An 18,187-nucleotide genomic window follows, 5' to 3' on the forward strand; every position below is an offset into this window, starting at 1 on the left:
CTTGAACCGTTCACGCTGACGCAGTCGAAGCGCCGCGCAAGGCTTCGACAGGCTCGGCCCGAACGGTGGGTGCGAGTGCGAAGAGGCCCATGCCATGGCGGCTCCCGAGGTGCGCGAAGCGACGCGACACGCGGCTGTCAACCGCATCGGCTAAGGTGCGCTCTTCCTGCAAGGACTGAAGGAGACCCGCATGAACCGCATTGCACTGCGCACCGTGGCTGCCGCCGCGCTGCTCGCCGCCTGGGCCCTGGGCGCCACAGCTCAGCAGGCCTGGCCGCCCACGCCCACCGTCATCGCCCACCGGGGCGCCTCGGCCCTGCGGCCCGAGCACACGCTGGCGGCCTACCAGAAGGCCATCGACGACGGCGCCGACATCATCGAGCCCGACCTCGTGATCACCAAGGACGGCGTGCTGGTGGCGCGGCACGAGAATGCCATCGCCATCCTGGGCGCCGACGGCGCGGTGAAGGAAGCCACTACCGACGTGGTGGACCGCCCCGAGTTCGCTGCGCGCAAGGCCACCAAGACCATCGACGGCCAGTCCATCACCGGCTGGTTCACCGAAGACTTCACGCTGGCCGAGCTCAAAACCCTGCGCGCCCGCGAGCGCATCCCGGCGCAGCGCCCGGCCAATGTGGCCTACAACGGCCAGTTCGAGGTGCCCACCTTGCAGGAGGTGATCGATCTGGCCAAGACGGCCAGTGCCAAAACGGGTCGTGTGATCGGCATCTACCCAGAGACCAAGCACCCCACCTACTTCGAGTCCATTGGCCAGCCGCTGGAGGCACCGCTGCTGGCCGTGCTGGAGAAAAACGGCTGGAACCACAAGGACGCCCCCGTGTTCGTGCAGTCGTTCGAGGTCAGCAACCTGCAGGCCATCCGCAAGCAGAGCAGCGTGCGCCTGGTGCAACTGGTGGCGCCCTCGGGCCGGCCGTATGACTTTGTGGCGCAAGGCGCGGCCAATGCGCGCAGCTATGCCGACCTGATCACTCCCGAAGGCCTCAAGCAGGTGGCCGCCTACGCCAACGCCATCGGCCCCTTCAAGACGCTGGTGGTGCCGGTGAAAGACGGTGTTCCCGGCGAACCCACGCCGCTGGTCGCACAGGCCCATGCCGCCGGGCTGGCTGTGCACATCTGGACGCTGCGGCCTGAAAACGCCTTTCTGCCCGCTGGCCTGAAGAAGGCGCCCAACACCGATGGCACCGCGCGCGGCGACAGCGTGGGCGAGATCACGGCGTATCTGCGCGCAGGCATCGACGGTTTCTTCACCGACGACCCCGCCGTGGGCCGCGCTGCCGTCCAGGCCTTCACGGCGAAGGGGATGACGGCGACGAAGTGACGGGCGCCGGGCGCGGCTTGCCCGGTGTAGCGCGTGTGCCCTGGCGCTGTCCCAGTTGCCGCGCCTTTTCCACCCACAACGCCAGCCGCTCGGCGCTGGCGCTGCGCACGGGGCCAAAGCTGTGCACCTGCACGGGCCGGATGCCACAGAACTCCAGGATGGCCTTCTTCATCTGGTGGTGCCCCGGCATGCGCGTGACCCAGCGGAAGTACCAGGGCGGCGAGTCCATGGTCACCAGCAGCTCGGCCGAGCGGCCTGCCAGCAGCTTGTCCCACAACGATGAGCCCTTGCGGTACTTGAAGGCGTAACCTGGCAGCAGCACGCGGTCGATAAAACCCTTGAGCAGCGCCGGCATGGCGCCCCACCAGATGGGGTAGACCCACACCAGGTGGTGGGCCCAGGTGATGTCGGCCTGCGCCGCCAGCAAGTCGGGTTCCAGCGGCTGGACGGCGCTGTAGCCCTGAAACAGCGGGTTGAATGCGAGCTGCCCCACATCCAGAAACCGCACCTGCGCCCCGGCGTGCCGGGCGCCCTCGGCATAGGCGCGTGCCATGCCTGCGCACAGGCTGTTGGCGGCGGGGTGGCCCAGGATGACCAGAATATTGTGTTGTTCTGCCACAGAGGCTCCATCACGGTGTTGTTGATGGCGCCATGGTCACCTTGCCCCATGGGACAGAGTCAAGCGGTCAGGTCAGCGATCAGGTCAAGGGGTGGCGAACCTTGCGGCGCCCGCCGTGGTGGCTGCGCTGAATGGCGCGGATTTGTGTTCTGGCGGCATCACTGGCAATGCGGGCGGTGCTGCGCACGCCTGGGGCGTGACGGGCACGGCCAGCGTGTCGCAGGTGTGCAGTTCGGCTTCCAGCACGGCCAGCTGTGTGTCCAGCGCGGCCAGGCGCGCCAGCTCCTGCGCCACGGCGGCCCGCCGCCCGGCGACGAGCTGGGCCATGCGTTCCCAGCCCGCAGCCGTGTCGATGTGGGGCAGGCCATCCAGTTCAGACAGCCGAAAGCCCAGCGCCTGGGCCTGGCGGATCAGCAACACGCGCGCCACGTCGGCCTCGCCATAGTGGCGGTAGCTGCCCGCGCGCGCCACCGTGCCCAGCAGGCCACGGGACTCGTACAGCCGGATGGCCTTGGGCGTGGTGCCGGTGCGGCGGGCGAGTTCTCCGATGCGCATGGGAGGTCCTGGTGTGGAGTGAAAACTATCAAAATAATAGCTGTTAGCGCTTATAGATAAAGCGCTAGCGGCCAATTTGACTCATATTTTGGTTGGGTGAAGTGTCGGAGGTCCCGCAGATCCCGATGCCACACGATAAGCTGCGGCGCTCTGATTCCCTCTTCCATCTCCCGCCCGCACCCGCCATGCCCCAGTTTGCCGCCAACCTGAGCCTGATGTACACCGAGCTGCCGTTTCTGGACCGCTTTGCCGCTGCGGCGCGCGATCGGTTCACGGCGGTGGAGTTCTTGTTTCCCTACGCCTTCGAGCCCGCCGAGGTCGCTGCGCGGCTCACGGACAACGGCCTGCAGCTGGTGCTGTTCAACGCCCCGCCCGGCGGTACCGACCGCATCCAGATGGCGGCGGCCTGGGACCAGAACGCGCGCGGCACCGCAGCGCTGCCCGGGCGTGAGGCCGAGTTCCGCACGGGCGTGCAAGAAGCCCTGCGCTATGCCGAGGTGCTGGGTTGCCCGCGCATCCACGTGCTCTCGGGCATCGTGCCGCCCGGTGTGGAGCGCGAATCGCTCAAGGACCTGTGTGTCAGCAACCTGCGCTGGGCGGCGGCCGAGGCTGCGCGCGCGGGGCGCGACATCCTTATCGAGCCCCTCAACCTGCGCGACGTGCCGCGCTACTTTCTGAACCGGCAGGACCACGCCCACGAGCTGCTCGACGCCGCGCAGGCCAACAATCTCAAGGTGCAGATGGACCTGTACCACTGCCAGATCGTGGAAGGTGACGTGGCCACCAAGCTGCGCCAGTACCTGCCCACGGGCCGGGTGGCGCATATCCAGATTGCCGGAGTGCCTGGGCGCCACGAACCGGACCAGGGCGAGTTGAACTACCCCTTCCTCTTCGACACCATCGACGCGCTGGGCTACGGCGGCTGGGTCGGCTGCGAGTACCGGCCGGCGGCGGGCACTTCGCAAGGCCTGGGCTGGATGAACAGGAAGACCCCCTGAGTCGCTTTGCGCCTTCCCCCTCGAGGGCGCGCCTTCGCTGCGGGGGCGGTCCTTGCTCGGCTTCCTCGGCTCGGGCAGCGCCAGTTTCGCAGGCTACGGCCCATGTGCCTGCCGCGATGAGGTACGCAGCTTTGCGTAAGGGAATGCGTGAATAAATGTAACAAGTCTCCGGACTTAGAGTGAAGAAGCGTGTTCTCAGGCGTTTGAGAACCCTTTCTGAGACCGGCTCAGCTGGCTTTGGGCTTTCAATCTAGAGGAGACACACTGCATGGCCGCTTCCCTTGCCAACAACCGTTCCGTCGCGCGCCAGGTCACGCTGACTGCCATCGCGCTGGTGGCCCTGGTGCTGGTGCTGGTGGGGTTGGCCATTGCCGTGCTGACCGAGCGCAGCACGCGGGCGCAGGTGGTGGCCAGCGTGGGCGACACTGCGCAAAGCGTGGCCCAGTCGCTGGACGCGGCCGACAACACCAACCGCGAACTGGTCCAACTCACCATGCGCGGTTTTCAGCGCTACTTCGAGGCCACCATGCAGCTCGACGAAGCCACGGGCGAGCTGCGCAGCTATGGCGCGCTGGTCAACGAGGACTACGGCTCGGTCGACAAGTTCGCCAGCGAGACGGGTGGCATTGCCACGGTGTTCGCCAAAAAAGGCGACAACTTCATGCGGGTGACCACCTCGGTCAAGAACGACAAGGGTGAGCGCCAGCAGGGCACGCCGCTGGGCAAAGACGACCCGGCCTATGCCACCGTCACCAAGGGCGAGCCTTATACAGGCGTCACCGTGGTGGGCGGCAAGCCCTACATGGGCCACTACCTGCCGGCCAAGGATGCGTCGGGCAAGGTGATTGCGCTGCTGTTCATCGGCAACGACATCAGCGTGTTCCACACCATGCTGCAAAAGCAGGTGGCGCAGACGAAGTTCTTCGAGCACGGCGGCACCTATGTGATCAACCCCGGCACCTCACTCGACCAGGCCGTGTTTGTGTACCACCCCACGGCGCGGGGCAAGCGTGTGCTGGAGGCCTACCCGCAGGCCCGTCCGTTTTTTGAGGCGCTGGCCGCGTCGCAGGACGGCTTTGTGCGCGAAGCCGCCCCGGTGCTGGGCGCGGGCGCCACCGACCCCTGGGCCCTGGTGCGCAAGACCGGCGGCGGCTGGTGGGTGGTGGCCGAGGTGCCCGACGGCGAGGCCATGGCCAGCCAGCGCCGCGTGACGCTGGCCGTGTGGGGCCTGATGGCGGTGGCCGTGGTGCTCCTGGCCGTGGGCCTTTTCCTCATGCTGCGCCGGGGCGTGAGCCGCCCGCTGCAGGACCTGACCCAGGCCATCACGCTGGTGGCGCAGGGCGATCTGACAGAGGCCTTCCGCACCACGCGGCGTGACGAGATCGGCGCGCTGGTGCAAGAGGTCGAAGGCATGCGCCAGCGCTATACGCAGATGCTGCAGCAGGTGCGCACGGCGGTCGACAGCATCACCACCGCCAGCGCCGAGATTGCCAGCGGCAACCAGGACCTGTCGGCCCGCACCGAGGCCACGGCCAGCAGCCTGGCCCAGACGGCGCAGAGCATGGAGCACCTCACCTCCACCGTGCGCCAGTCGGCCGATGCGGCGCGCCAGGCCAACCAGCTGGCCAGCACCGCCGCCGAAGTGGCCGCGCGTGGCGGCAAGGTGGTGGGTCAGGTAGTGACCACCATGGGCGACATCAACCAGAGTTCGCGCAAGATCGCTGACATCGTGGGCGTGATCGACTCGATTGCGTTCCAGACCAACATCCTGGCCCTGAACGCTGCCGTGGAAGCAGCCCGCGCGGGCGAGCAGGGCCGGGGCTTTGCCGTCGTGGCCAGCGAGGTGCGCAGCCTGGCCGGGCGCTCTGCCTCCGCCGCGCGCGAGATCAAGGCGCTCATCGGCGCTTCGGTGGAGCGCGTGGAATCCGGTGCACGCCTGGTGCAGAACGCGGGCACCACCATGGATGAGATCGTGGGCTCGGTCCAGCGCGTGGGCGACATCATTGGCGAGATCACGGCGGCGTCGAGCGAGCAGTCGGACGGCATCGGCCAGGTCAACACCGCCGTCAACCAGCTCGACCAGATGACGCAGCAGAACGCGGCGCTGGTGGAGGAATCCGCCGCAGCGGCTCAAAGCCTGCGCGAGCAGGCCATGCGCCTGGCCGGGGCGGTGCAGGTGTTCAAGCTCTCGCCCGGCGACGGCAGCGGTGGGTACCCTGCGGTGGCCGCGCTGGCCGCGCCTTCGGCGGGCCCGGCCCTGCAGGCCCCGGGCAGCGGCGCGTGGGCGCCAGCGCAGTTGCAATGACGGGAAAGGGGGCGCGCGCGCAGCGCGCTCCAGGGCGCGGTGGTCATCCTCTGGTTTGTTCTGCGGGGCCCTTGGTTTATGCTGGCCTGAACTTCCTTTGTCCCGACCACGCCACCTAGCCTGCCATGGCCGCCCACGTTCCCACCATGCTGGTCATGATCATTGTGAGCTCGCTCATGATGGCCGCCTCCATGGCGGTGGTGGGGTGGGGCCGACGGCGCGATGGCCTGGGGCGGTGGGCCGCTGCCCTGCTGGTCAATGCCATTGGGCACCTGCTGATCATGCTGCGGGGCCAGGTGCCCGATGTGCTGTCCATCGTGCTGGGCAACGTGCTGCTGTCCTGCGTGTTCGTGGGGATGATCGCGGCGATCTACCAGTTCCAGGGGCGTGCCCCACGGTGGCTGCTGCTGTTCACGCCGCCTGCGCTGGTCACGGCTTTTGTGGTGGTCTTCATAGACAACTTTCCGGCGCGCGCGAGTTTTGTGGGTCTGGTCATCGGACTGCAGGCCGTGTGGGCCCTGGCGGCGGCCCTGGAGCGCCGCCACGCCACGGTGGGGCGCGCGCAGTGGCTGCTGGTGGCGGGGCTGGGGCTGGAGGCGGTCGTGCTGGGTGGCCGCGCGCTGCTGGCCTTCGGCGGCAGCCAAGCGGCGACCAGCATCCTGCAGAGCAGCCTGCTGCAGACGCTCACGTTCATGGGCACGTTTTCGGTGGTGCTCATCAGCTCCATGGGTTTTGTGTTCATGTCTCGCGACCGTGCCGACGAAAACAACCGCATCATGGCCGCGCTGGACCCGCTCACCAGTGTGGCCAACCGCCGCTCGCTGATCGCGGCGCTGGACCGCGACGTCTCTCGCGCCGTGCGCTCGCGCGAATCCATTGCGCTCATGATGGTGGACATCGACCACTTCAAGCGGGTCAATGACCGCTATGGTCACCCCGCAGGAGACCAGGTGCTGTGCAGCGTGGTCAACGTGCTGAGCGAGCGCGTGCGGGCACAGGACCTTGTGGGCCGCTACGGGGGCGAGGAATTCATGGTGGTGCTGCCCGACACCACACTGCTGGGGGCCGAGCAGCTGGCGCGGGAACTGTGCAAGGCGGTGGAAGAATCACGCTGCCGCATCCGCGCAGCCGGCGGGGCCGCGCCAGACGCCGGCACCGACGCTGCCCTGGGGATTGCCGTCACGGTGAGCATCGGCGTCTTCGGCGGCCGGCTAGAGCCCGGCGACAGCTGGGACATGCTCATCGCCGCTGCCGACCGTGCGCTCTACCAGGCCAAGAACAATGGCCGCAACCGCGTGGAGGTGGCCACCGGACTGCGGCGCCCCGCCTCCCTGGCGGCGGTACAGGCCAATCCCGACACGCATCCTGTTTCCCGGTATTGACCCCCAAGAGGGACGCGGGACGGGCACGCTGGGCACGCCCCTGAAGAAGGGCGGAACCCCATGCTGCAGCGCGGCGGGAGCGCTGTCAGGGTGTTTGGAGATCTGCGATGGCGCCCGTACAGGCGTTGTGTTGGAATGCTGGTTTCGGTCCACAAGATCACCCGTATTCAGGAGAGCCGCCCATGAACGCCCGAGTCCCCGCCCACGCCCTTCAACCCGCCCTGGCCCTTGAAAGGGTCAGCCAGGCGTGGGACAACGACATCGTTCGTCAGCTCACCGACTACATCGCCATCCCTGCCAAGTCGCCCATGTTCTCGCCCGACTGGGCCGAGCAGGGCCTGCTCGACACGGTGGTGCGCAATGCTGCCGCGTGGGTCGAATCACAAAAGGTCGCAGGCCTCACGCTCGAGATCGTGCGCCTCCCCGGCCGCACCCCCGTGCTGTTTTTTGAAATCGAATCCACGCAGCCCGGCGCCACCGACACGGTGCTGATGTATGGCCACCTCGACAAACAACCCGAGTTCAGCGGCTGGCGCAACGACCTGGGCCCCTGGACCCCCAAGTACGAAGACGGCAAGCTCTACGGCCGCGGCGGCGCGGACGACGGCTACGCGGTGTACGCCAGCATCGCCGCGGTGCAGGAATTGAAGCGCCAGAACGTGCCGCACCCGCGCATCGTCGGCCTGATCGAGACCTGCGAGGAAAGCGGCTCGCGCGACCTGCTGCCCTACATCGATGCCTTGAAGCCCCGCATGGGCAACGTGGCACTGGTGGTGTGCCTCGATTCGGGTGCGGGCAACTACGACCAGCTGTGGCTCACCACCAGCCTGCGCGGCATGGCCACCGGCACGCTCAAGGTCGAGATCCTGACCGAAGGCATCCACTCCGGCGACGCCTCGGGCCTCGTGCCCTCGTCGTTCCGCATCATGCGGCAGGTGCTTGATCGCCTGGAAGACAGCGCCACCGGCCGCCTGCTGCCCCAGAGTTTCCATTGCGAAGTGCCTGCCGACCGCGTGGCCCAGGCCCGCGCCACGGCGGCCATTCTGGGCGAAGAGGTGTACAAGCGTTTCCCCTGGGCGCATTACGACTGCGGCGGTTCCACCACCTTTGCGCTGCCCACCACCACCGACCCGCTGCAGGCCTTGCTCAAGCGCACCTGGGAGCCCACGCTCAGCGTGACCGGCGCCGAGGGCTTCCCGGCGCTGCAGGACGCGGGCAATGTGCTGCGCCCCTACACCGCCTTCAAGCTCAGCCTGCGCCTGCCACCCCTGGTCGATGCTGGCCAGGCCGTGCAGGAGCTCAAGGCACTGCTCGAAGACAACGCGCCCTACCAGGCCAAGGTCACCTTCCAGGGCACCAGTGGCGCCACGGGCTGGAATGCACCCGCCACCACGCCCTGGTTCGAGCAGGCGCTCAACGAGGCCTCGCAGGCGCACTTCGGCGCGCCCTGTGGCTACATCGGCCAGGGCGGCACCATCCCGCTCATGAACATGCTCAGCGAAGGTTTTCCTGCCGCGCAGATGATGGTCTGCGGCGTGCTGGGCCCCAAGAGCAACGCACACGGTCCCAACGAGTTTTTGCATGTGCCCTATGCCAAGCGCCTCACGGCCTCGGTGGCGCAGGTGATTGCCTCGATGGCGCAGCAGGTGGTGGCACCGGCGGCTGTTGCGGGCTAAAGCTGTTTCTTCCTACCCCTTGCCCGGCCCCTCGCGGCCCCCTCTGGCAGCCCCGGGGCCTGTGCCCCGGGCTGCACGGGGTGTGCTGTTCCTGACGGATCTCTCCTTCTGCCATGACCTCTGAAGAAACCCTTCCCTCCACACTCACCACCTTCACCGCCAGCGATGGAGAGAACCTGGCCGTGCAGGACTGGCCCCTGCCGGAAGGCGAGCCCCAGCGCGGCACCGTGCTGCTGGTGCATGGCCTGGGCGAACATGTGGGCCGCTACGACGCGGTGGCGCGGCGGCTGAACGCCTGGGGGTTCGCAGCGCGCGGCTACGACCAATACGGCCACGGCGAATCGAGCGGGCCGCGCGGCGGGCTCACCTCGGACCTGCGCCTGCTGGACGATCTGGTCGACATGGTCGATGCAACGCGCGCCCGTTTGCCCGCCGGCCAGCCGCTGGTGTTGCTGGGCCACAGCATGGGCGGGCTGGTGGCATCGCGTTTTGTGGCGATGAACCTGCGGCCTGTGGACGCGCTGGTGCTGTCATCCCCCGCACTCGATGCGGGCCTGGGCGCCGTGCAAAAGCTGCTGCTGGCCACGCTGCCGCGCATCGCGCCCAACCTGCGCGTGGGCAACGGGCTGGATGCACAGTACCTCTCGCACGACCCCGCTGTGGTGGCCGCCTACCTGGCCGATCCGCTGTGCCACGACCGCATCAGCGCACGCCTGGCGCGTTTCATCGCCAACGGCGGCCCCGCCACCGTGGCCCGCGCCGCGCACTGGAGCGTGCCCACGCTGTTGATGTGGGCGGGCGGTGACAAGCTGGTCAACCCGGCGGGCAGCCGCGCCTTTGCAGCGGCCGCACCCAAGGCGCTGGTGCACGCGCATTGTTTCGAGCCCCTGTTCCACGAGCTGTTCAACGAAAGCCCGGAACTGGCCGATCCGGTGTTCGACCTGCTGCAGCAATGGCTGGTACAGCGATGCCCGGTGGCCTCCTAAGAACGTGTTCACGATCTCCCAGGAGTCGCGCAGCGGCCTTGGCGGGATGGGATGCTAGGCGCGGTGCGCAGCCAATAGCTTGGCTATTGGCAAGCGCCGCAACGCCGCAGACCGCCCGCCAAGGCCGCTGCGCGAAGGGTTGGAGCGAAATCGGGCGATTGGAAGCCCCGGCTGCTTGCATGGGCATGAGCCCATGCGGCGCATCCGAAGCATCCACTCATCCCGATTGCGCTCCAACGCGACCCCTGCGAGATCGTGAACACGTTCCAAGCGCTGCCACCCAGAATTTCAAATAAAAATGGTCGCCAGCGCTTATCCATCAAGCGCTGGTAGATATCATTTTTGCAGCAAACCGCCCAGCATTCCGAACAGGTCGTTCGATGTGCCAAACCCGCCCTGCGGTGCCTCGCCGCGTGGGCTGAGCTGGTCGATCAGGCCCGGCAGCACCTGGGCCAGTTGGCCTGCGGCGGCTCCGGGGCCTACGCCCAGTTGCGACGCGATCTGCGACAGCGGGCCGCTGCCCAGCACATCGGACAGCTGCTCGCCCGAGATCGCCTGGTTGGGCCCCGCGCTGAGCCAGGACGCAATCACATTGCCCAGCCCAGCCTGCTGAAACTTGGCCATCAGGCCCGGCAGGCCACCCACCGGGCCGTCGTTGCTGATCAGGGACATCACGGCCTGCACCAGCTGCGGGTTTTGCGCGGCCATGCTGATCAGCCCCCCCAAGCCACCTCCGGCCCCACCGGACGCAGCGGCGTCGCTGCCGCCTTGCGATGCATTGTTGATGACGGCACCCAGAACGGAATCGAGCAAACCCATGGTGTTCTCCTGCAGAAGGAATAAAAGACAACCGCAGAGCGGCCGGACCGTGACCACGGTCTGCTAACTGCCGATGGTACGCAGGCAGGGGCTGGCTGCTGTGTCAACAATCGTGAATTCTTCTACCGCAGGCCCCTTGGCGATAGGCAAGCGGATGCCGAATGCCACGACACCCTTAGTGCCGGTGCGTGGCAGGGCGACTGCGTTAGTGGGCGCGGGGTGGGCGCTTGTCCAGCAGCGGCGTGCTCACGCCTTGCACCCCCACCAGCCCCAGCACCGTGACCAGCGAGCTTTGTGCGCCCTTCCAGGCATCCGTCAGGTCGATCCATTCGGACAGCGCGTGGAAACCGCCCGTCTTGCCGCCGCCCCCGATCACGATGGCGGGGATGCCCAGCGACATGGGCACGTTGGCATCGGTGCTCGCGCCGCCCAGCACCGTCTTGCGGCCAAACGCCGTGTTGGCGCGCACGGCCGCTTCCACAATGACCGAATCCGCCGCCGTACGGCCACCGGGCCGGTCGCCGATGAGTTTGGTCGATGCGCTCAAGGTGTTCACACCCCAGCGCGCGTTTTCTTCGGTCACGGCACTGTCCACGGCGGCCAACACCTGCTTTTCCGTGGCCAGCATCGGGGCTGTTTCGTCGGAGCGGATGTCCACCGCCATGCGCGCATCGGGCGCGATGGTGTTGACGGATGTGCCGCCGCCCACCGTTCCCACGGTGAAGGTGGTTTTGGGACTCTTGGGGGTGCGGATCTCGGCGATCTTGGCAATGGCGCGGCCCATGCCGTGGATGGCGCTGGGCACCTCTCCAAACGCGGCGTAGCTGTGGCCGCCCGGGCCCTTGAAGGTGACTTCATGGCGGTGGCTGCCCGTGCCCAGCACCAGCACGGTGCCGTCGGGTGCGGGCTCCAGCGCCACCAAACCGTCGATGTCGAGGTGCTCCTTGAACAGGTGCTTCATGCCGCGCAGGTTGCCCAGTTCTTCCTCGCCCACATTGCCCACAAACACCAGGTCGCCCACGGTGGCGATCTTCTGGTCGTTCAACACCTTGAGCCACGACAGCAGCACGGCCAGGCCGCGCGTGTTGTCGGAAATGCCGGGCGCATACAGCTTGTCGTCGCGCTCCTTCACCTTCACGTCGGTGCCGGCCGGGAACACCGTGTCCAGGTGGGCCGAGATCACGAGCTTGGGGCCGTTGCCCGTGCCCTTGCGCACGCCCACCACGTTGCCTTCGGCGTCGATGGCGGCGCTGGCCAAGCCCAGGGTCTTCAGGCGTGCGAGGAACGCCTCGGCGCGTTTTTGCTCCTTGAACGGCGGGGCCTCGATCTCGGTGAGCATGCGCAGGTCTTCGGTGGCGCGGTCGTGGTCGGCCTTCACTGCGTCGAGCAGCTGCAGGATCTGGGGCGCAGCCATGAGCTGGCTATAGGCCTTGTCCACGGCGGGACGCAGCGCGGCGGGCGTGGGCGCCACGGCGCCGAACTGTGCATAGGCTGCAGAGGGCAGCAAGGCGGCGCAGGCGAGGGCCATGGCACCAGCAAGGGCTGTGGCACGGAAGGTATGGAGAGGGAGAGTCATGGTGATCCAGCGAAACACGAACACAAACGGAAGGAGTGACCGGCCTGTCCAGCCATCGTGGATGGAGCCGTGGGCCGGTATGCAGTGCCATGCAATTGTTGGACCGAACCCCGCCCCTGGGCTCTGCTTTAATCTGTCCTGCCGACAGTTTTTCTTACATGCGCCGACACATCCCCAGCACCCGCGCCCTGCTCGTTTTTGATGCCGTGGCGCGCCACCACGGTGTGAGCAAGGCCGCCGAAGAACTCTGCCTCACCCACAGCGCCGTGAGCCAGCAGCTGCGCCTGCTGGAGGGCCAGCTGGGCCTGCAACTGGTGCAGCGTGGCGCACGCGGCTCCACGCTCACCGAGGTGGGCCGCCGCTACCACGGGCAGATCGTGGGCGACCTGCTGCGGCTGCAGAACCACACACTCGAAGCCATGGCCCAGCGGCCCGATGGCGCGCGCCTGCTGGTGGGCTGCGTGCCCGTGTTTGCCGAGCGCTGGCTGTTGCCCCGGTTGCCCACTTTCCTCGCGCAGCAGAAGGGATGCAGCCTGCACCTGCAGGTGTACCCTACGCAGATCTACATGGTGGAGGTTCCGTTTGATGTGGCCGTGCAGTACGACGACGCGGCCTGGCCCGGGGTGGTGCCCGCGTCCCTGATGCCCGAGGTCTGCGTGGCCGTGTGTGCACCGCAATCGCGCCACCGCCGCGCGACAGAGCGCGGCGACTTCCGCGCCGTGCCGCTGCTGCAGCTCAGCTCGCGCCTGGGCGCGTGGGACGAATGGTTTGGCCGTGCCGGCATCACGCGCATCCCCGGCCACACTTTGGGAGGCCACCGATTCGACCTGTTCTCGATGCTGGTGGAGGCGGTGCGCGCCGACCTGGGCGTCGGCGTGGTGCCCCGGTACTTTGTCGAGCGCGAACTGCAGTCGGGCGAGCTGGTGCTGGCCCACCCGCACCACGACAGCGGCGTGCGCGGCTACAGCCTCTTCGTGGCGCCGGGGCGTCTGGAAGACCCTGCGGTGGCGGCCTTTGCACAGTGGCTGCGCACCACCGTGGCGGCGGAAGGCACCACGGCTGCCGCGTCCTCAGGCGCCGGTTGAAACGCGCTTGCGCTGCACACCCAGCCAGGCCAGTGCCAGCCCCGTCACCACAATCGGCACCAGCGAGCCGGCGTTGAGCAGCGTCCAGCCCTGCGTGGTGACCAGCACGCCCGACGAGAACGCACTCAGCGCCAGCGTGGCGTACACGCAGAAGTTGATGGCCGCCTGGGCGCGGTCCTTCTCCTCGGGGCGGTAGGCCGTCATGGCCAGCGTGGTGGAGCCAGTGAACAGGAAGTTCCAGCCCACACCCAGGAAGAACAGCGCAATGCCGAAGTGGTGCAGCTCCACGCCCATCAGCGCCACCGCCACACACGCCAGGTTGAGCAACACCCCCGTGCCCATGATGGGCAGCACGCCAAAACGCTTGATGAGGTGGCCAGTGACAAAGCCGGGTGCGAACATGCCGATCACATGCCACTCCAGCACCAGCGCTGAGGCGTCGAAGTCAAAGCCACACACCTGCATGGCCAGCGGCGTGGCCGCCATCAGCAGGTTCATCACGCCATAGCCCAGCGCGGCGCCCACAATGGCCACGATGAAGGCGGGCTGGCGCATCAGCACAGAAAGGGGGCGCCCTTGCTCGCGTTGCCCCGCCGCATTGAGCACCACGGGTTGCACCTCGAACCGGATGGCTGTCATGCACAGCATGGACAACAGTGCCACACCGATGAGCGCGATATAGGCGCCCGCAAACGGCACCGGGAACAGCGTGCGCGTGGCGCTGGCCAGGTTGGGGCCTGCCACGGCGCCCAGCAGGCCGCCCGCCAGCACCAGCGAGACGGCCTTTTCGCGGTAGTCCTGCTTGGCCAGTTCGGCGGCGGCAAAGCGGTACAGGCCGCCGTTGGCGCTGTAGTAGCCCGCCACCAGGGTGGCCGTGCACAGCAGCCAGAAGCTGGCGCTGAACGCCGCCCAGGCACACAGCGCGGCCGATGCCACGGCCACGGCCAGCCCGATCTGGAACGACACCTTGCGGCCCCAGCGCATCTGCGTCCTGGCCACCAGGGGCGTGGACAGCGCGCCGCCCACCACGTAGCCCATCACCGGCAGCGTGGCCATCCAGCCAAAGGGCGCCAGCTGCAGGCCCACCAGCCCGTTGATGGCGATGAAGACGACGTTGTTGGTCAGGAAAAGGCCTTGGCACAGGGCCAGCAACCACAGGTTCTTGTTCACGGTAGGGCAGCGCTTGGAGCGGGCAGAAGGGCGTTAAGGGACGGCAGCATAGATGCAAGTCAAGGCCGGACGGCAGTGGGGTGCGCCGGGAAGGTGGGGCACATCAAAACCCGACTGCTTTGCTCCAGCATTGTGCACCGCCGTTGATGAAGATCAGCGGATGCGTTGGGCGGCCCCCGTATGGTGGCGCCCAGTGCTGTGGCTCCCCACCGGGGCCAGCGTTTGAATGCTTGTGATGGAACCCCTGAAATCGATGGAGGCTGCGCTGCCTGAGGCCCCGGAGCCCGCCTCGCCCGCCCTGGAACTGGTCTGCCCCGCGGGCAGCCTGCCCGCCCTGAAAGCGGCCGTGGACCACGGCGCCAACTGCGTCTACCTGGGCCTGCGCGACGCCACCAACGCGCGCAATTTTGCGGGCCTCAACTTTGACGAAGCGGCCATCGCCCAGGGTATTGGCTATGCCCACGCGCGTGGCTGCAAGGTCTTCATGGCGCTCAACACCTACCCGCAGGCCGCCAATCCGGGGCCGTGGCGCAGCGCACTGGACAAGGCGGTCGACCTGGGCGTGGACGCGGTCATCCTGGCCGACCCGGGCCTCATGCAATACGCGGTGCAGCGCCACCCCCGGCTGCGGCTGCACCTGTCGGTGCAGGGCTCGGCCACCAACTACGAGGCCATCAACTTCTACCGCGAGCAGTTCGGCATCGTGCGCGCCGTGCTGCCGCGCGTGCTGTCGATGGAGCAGGTGCGCCAGGTCATCGACCGCACGCCGGTCGAGATCGAGGTGTTCGGTTTTGGCAGTCTGTGCGTGATGGTCGAGGGGCGCTGCGCGCTGTCGTCGTATGTGACCGGCGAATCGCCCAACACGCACGGCGTGTGTTCACCCCCGAAGGCCGTGCGCTGGGTGGAGACCCCGCAGGGCCGCGAGTCGCGCCTGAACGGCGTGCTCATCGACCGCTATGCACCCGGCGAGAACGCGGGCTACCCCACGCTGTGCAAGGGCCGCTTCGACGTGGGGGATGACGAGAACTACTACGCCATCGAAGAGCCCACCAGCCTCAACACGCTGGAGCTGCTGCCCCAGCTGCTCAAGATGGGCGTGCGCGCCATCAAGATCGAAGGCCGCCAACGCAGCCCCGCGTATGTGGCGCAGGTCACCCAGGTCTGGCGCGAGGCCATGGACCAGTGCCTGGCTTTTCCCCACCGCTACGCGCCCAAGACACGCTGGATGGCCAGCCTGGACCAGGTGGCAGAAGGCCAGCAGCACACGCTAGGCGCCTACCACCGCCCCTGGAAATGAAATGATCAGGCGACAACCCCCTGAGCCGCTGCGCGGCTTCCCCCTTCTCTCTACGCGCTTCGCGCTAGGGGAAGGGGGACAACGCCAGCGCACGCCAGCGAAGCGCCGCATACGCGGCTTGGCGGCCCTTGCGCGGCGTCCCCTGGCCTGGATCGCGCCAGATCGAAGGTCGGTGCGCCGCTTTGAATCCGAAATATCACGATGAAACCCCGGAGACCGCCCCATGAAACTCTCTCTCGGCCCGCTGCTGTACTACTGGCCCCGCGACACCGTGTTCGCGTTCTACGAGGCCATGGCCGCCACGCCCGTGGATGTGGTGTACCTGGGCGAGACGGTGTGCTCACGCCGCCATGAGCTGCGCCTGGCCGACTGGCTGGCGCTGGCGCGCATGCTGCGGGACGCGGGCAAGGAGGCGGTCTTGTCCAGCCAGGTGCTCATCGAGTCCAGCGCCGACGTGGGCGTGATGCACAAGATCACAGGCAACGGCGAATTTCTGGTCGAGGCCAATGACATGGGGGCGGTGAGCTGCCTTGCGCGTGCACCCGCCGGGCCGCAGGCCTTTGTGGCCGGACCGCACCTGAACCTGTACAACGCGCACTCGCTGCAATGGATGGCGCAGCTGGGTGCCACCCGCTGGGTGATGCCGCTTGAAATGTCGCAGGACGCCCTCTCCGCCGTGCTGGCGCAGCGGCCCGCAGACATCGAGACCGAGGTGTTTGCCTACGGGCGCATGCCACTGGCCTATTCGGCACGCTGCTTCACCGCGCGCCACCGTAACCTGCCCAAGGACGACTGCCAGTTCAGCTGCCTCGACCATGCCGACGGACTGCCGCTGCGCACGCGCGAGAGCGAGGGTTTTCTGGTGCTTAACGGCACGCAGACCCAGTCGGCCCGTGTTTACAACCTGGCCAACGAACTGGCCGCGATGCGCGCCCAGGGTGTGGGCGTGGTGCGGCTGAGCCCGCAGGCGCAGCACATGCCGCAGGTGATCGCCGCGTTTGACGAAGCCCGCCGCGCCGTGGCTGCGAAAGAGACTGCTGAAAAGACCCCCGACTTTGTGGAGCGCATGCAGCCCTTCATGCCCGATCTGCCCTGCAACGGCTACTGGTTCGGGCGCCCAGGCCTGGAGCAGGGGCTGCAAGGGGCAGCGCGTGGTGCTGCCGCGCGGCCTGCGATGCATCCATAACGCGAAGCGAATCACCGCATGTACCCCGGCGAACGTTTCAACAGCATCAGCCACCTGGTGGGCGCACTGCTGGCCACGGCGGGCGCGACTGTGCTCATCACGCTGGCGGTGCGCCTGGGTGACCCGTGGAAGGTGGTCGCGTTCAGCATCTATGGCGCCATGCTGGTGGCGCTGTACGCGGCGTCCACCGCGTACCACAGCGTGCGCCGGCGCGCCATCAAGGCCGTGCTGCAAAAGCTGGACCACTGCAGTATCTACCTGCTGATCGCCGGCAGCTACACGCCGTTTGCGCTGGTGTCGCTGCGCGGGCCCTGGGGCTGGTCGTTGCTGGGCGTGGTGTGGGGCCTGGCCCTGCTGGGCATCGCGCAGGAGATCTGGTGGGCACGGGGCGCGCGTGTGTTGTCGCTGGTCATCTACGTGCTCATGGGCTGGCTGGCGCTGGTGGCTGTGGTGCCGCTGTGGCACGCGCTCACGCCCGGGGGTTTTGGCGGGCTGCTGGCGGGTGGGGCCTGCTACACACTGGGCATCATCTTCTATGCGCTGGACCACCGCGTGCGCCATGGCCACGGGCTGTGGCACCTGTTTGTGCTGGGCGGCAGTGTCTGCCATTTTTTCACCGTGTTTTTCTACGTGGCCTGAGGGCCCGTCTTCTACCTATGGCTGCTTTCCCTTCTTCGCCCACGCCTGCCGCGAACCCACGGCTGGTGCCGCCTCCCGTGGGGGCTTTGCTGTCGCGCCTGCCTGCCTACCCCGGCTCGATGCTGCTGGTGACGGCGCTCAACCTGGCGCTCGCGCGGCACCTGCCTGGTGATGTGGGCCGCTTGTTGCTCCACAAGAAGATGCGGGTGCAGGTGCGCGATGCGCGCGTGGCCTTCGACTTTGCCTGGACGGGCCAGCGTTTTGCACCCCACGCCCCGCTGGTGGCCCCGGCGGTGGCCGACGTCACGCTGAGCGCCACGGCGCACGACTTCCTGCTGCTGGCCCAGCGCCAGCAGGACCCGGACACGCTGTTCTTCAGTCGCCGCCTGTCGATGGAGGGCGACACCGAACTGGGCCTGGTGGTCAAGAACGCACTCGACGCCATCGAGCTGCCGGTGCTGGACCCGCGCCAGTGGGCGCAGAAGTTGGCGCCGCGCCAGGTGCTGGGCCACCTGCGCCGCCGCCTGGACCCGACACCACGCAACGGAGGGTGAG

Annotated in this window: 16 protein-coding genes; 11 read left to right on the forward strand and 5 right to left on the reverse strand. The window is 67.7% G+C overall.

The window, feature by feature from the left end:
* Positions 1-190: 190 nt before the first annotated feature.
* Positions 191-1,339 carry a glycerophosphodiester phosphodiesterase gene (locus tag IB243_RS10855; protein WP_192426922.1) on the forward strand — a complete coding sequence of 383 codons (1,149 nt, stop codon included), beginning with the start codon at positions 191-193 and terminating at the stop codon, positions 1,337-1,339.
* Here the strand turns inward: IB243_RS10855 and IB243_RS10860 are convergent.
* Complete coding sequence (locus tag IB243_RS10860; protein WP_192426924.1) at positions 1,308-1,958, reverse strand: NAD(P)H-dependent oxidoreductase; 651 nt, start codon at positions 1,956-1,958, stop codon at positions 1,308-1,310. The genes IB243_RS10855 and IB243_RS10860 overlap by 32 nt on opposite strands.
* A gap of 84 nt (positions 1,959-2,042) precedes the next feature.
* Positions 2,043-2,513: a MerR family transcriptional regulator gene (locus IB243_RS10865; RefSeq protein ID WP_192426926.1), complete on the reverse strand. Its 471-nt coding sequence runs from the start codon at positions 2,511-2,513 to the stop codon at positions 2,043-2,045.
* A gap of 185 nt (positions 2,514-2,698) precedes the next feature.
* Here IB243_RS10865 and otnI point away from each other — a divergent pair, with 185 nt between their 5' ends.
* The 5 genes from otnI (at position 2,699) to IB243_RS10890 (ending at position 9,860) form a co-directional block, all read left to right on the forward strand.
* Positions 2,699-3,511, forward strand: a complete 813-nt coding sequence (gene otnI, locus IB243_RS10870) for a 2-oxo-tetronate isomerase (protein WP_192426928.1) — start codon at positions 2,699-2,701, stop codon at positions 3,509-3,511.
* A 268-nt stretch (positions 3,512-3,779) separates the two neighbouring features.
* Positions 3,780-5,816, forward strand: a complete 2,037-nt coding sequence (locus IB243_RS10875; RefSeq protein WP_192426930.1) for a methyl-accepting chemotaxis protein — start codon at positions 3,780-3,782, stop codon at positions 5,814-5,816.
* A 125-nt stretch (positions 5,817-5,941) separates the two neighbouring features.
* Entirely contained in the window at positions 5,942-7,198 is a 1,257-nt protein-coding gene (locus tag IB243_RS10880) for a diguanylate cyclase (RefSeq protein WP_192426932.1), read from the forward strand.
* Positions 7,199-7,380: 182 nt separating this feature from the next.
* Entirely contained in the window at positions 7,381-8,874 is a 1,494-nt protein-coding gene (locus IB243_RS10885; RefSeq protein WP_057227723.1) for a M20 family metallopeptidase, read from the forward strand.
* A 113-nt stretch (positions 8,875-8,987) separates the two neighbouring features.
* Positions 8,988-9,860 (forward strand): alpha/beta hydrolase, encoded by an 873-nt coding sequence (locus IB243_RS10890; RefSeq protein WP_192426934.1) that lies wholly within the window; start codon positions 8,988-8,990, stop codon positions 9,858-9,860.
* A 336-nt stretch (positions 9,861-10,196) separates the two neighbouring features.
* Here IB243_RS10890 and IB243_RS10895 read toward each other — a convergent pair whose 3' ends face one another.
* Both IB243_RS10895 and IB243_RS10900 read right to left on the reverse strand, forming a co-directional pair.
* Entirely contained in the window at positions 10,197-10,679 is a 483-nt protein-coding gene (locus IB243_RS10895; RefSeq protein WP_192426935.1) for a YidB family protein, read from the reverse strand.
* A 205-nt stretch (positions 10,680-10,884) separates the two neighbouring features.
* Complete coding sequence (locus tag IB243_RS10900; protein ID WP_192426937.1) at positions 10,885-12,255, reverse strand: M20/M25/M40 family metallo-hydrolase; 1,371 nt, start codon at positions 12,253-12,255, stop codon at positions 10,885-10,887.
* Between the two features lie 158 nt (positions 12,256-12,413).
* Here IB243_RS10900 and IB243_RS10905 point away from each other — a divergent pair, with 158 nt between their 5' ends.
* Positions 12,414-13,340 carry a LysR family transcriptional regulator gene (locus IB243_RS10905; protein WP_192426939.1) on the forward strand — a complete coding sequence of 309 codons (927 nt, stop codon included), beginning with the start codon at positions 12,414-12,416 and terminating at the stop codon, positions 13,338-13,340.
* Here IB243_RS10905 and IB243_RS10910 read toward each other — a convergent pair.
* Positions 13,326-14,510, reverse strand: coding sequence for an MFS transporter (locus tag IB243_RS10910; protein ID WP_192426941.1), 1,185 nt, complete (start codon positions 14,508-14,510; stop codon positions 13,326-13,328). The genes IB243_RS10905 and IB243_RS10910 overlap by 15 nt on opposite strands.
* Positions 14,511-14,763: 253 nt before the next feature.
* On the opposite strand from IB243_RS10910, the gene IB243_RS10915 reads away from it, so the two are divergent.
* The 4 genes from IB243_RS10915 to IB243_RS10930 all read left to right on the forward strand — a co-directional run bounded on the left by IB243_RS10915 (position 14,764) and on the right by IB243_RS10930 (position 18,186).
* A complete protein-coding gene (locus IB243_RS10915; protein WP_010464843.1) occupies positions 14,764-15,807 on the forward strand; it encodes a peptidase U32 family protein in 1,044 nt (347 codons plus the stop codon).
* 223 nt (positions 15,808-16,030) lie between these two features.
* The gene (locus IB243_RS10920) at positions 16,031-16,993 is read left to right on the forward strand and encodes a U32 family peptidase (RefSeq protein ID WP_192426943.1); all 963 of its coding nucleotides are present in this window, start codon (positions 16,031-16,033) and stop codon (positions 16,991-16,993) included.
* Positions 16,994-17,011: 18 nt separating this feature from the next.
* On the forward strand, positions 17,012-17,632 hold the full coding sequence (locus tag IB243_RS10925; RefSeq protein WP_192426945.1) for a hemolysin III family protein: 621 nt from the start codon (positions 17,012-17,014) through the stop codon (positions 17,630-17,632).
* 17 nt (positions 17,633-17,649) lie between these two features.
* Positions 17,650-18,186, forward strand: coding sequence for an SCP2 domain-containing protein (locus IB243_RS10930; protein ID WP_057227710.1), 537 nt, complete (start codon positions 17,650-17,652; stop codon positions 18,184-18,186).
* Position 18,187 lies beyond the last annotated feature (1 nt).

The sequence above is a fragment of the Acidovorax sp. ACV01 genome, assembly GCF_014851495.1.
GTDB lineage: Bacteria > Pseudomonadota > Gammaproteobacteria > Burkholderiales > Burkholderiaceae_C > Acidovorax > Acidovorax radicis.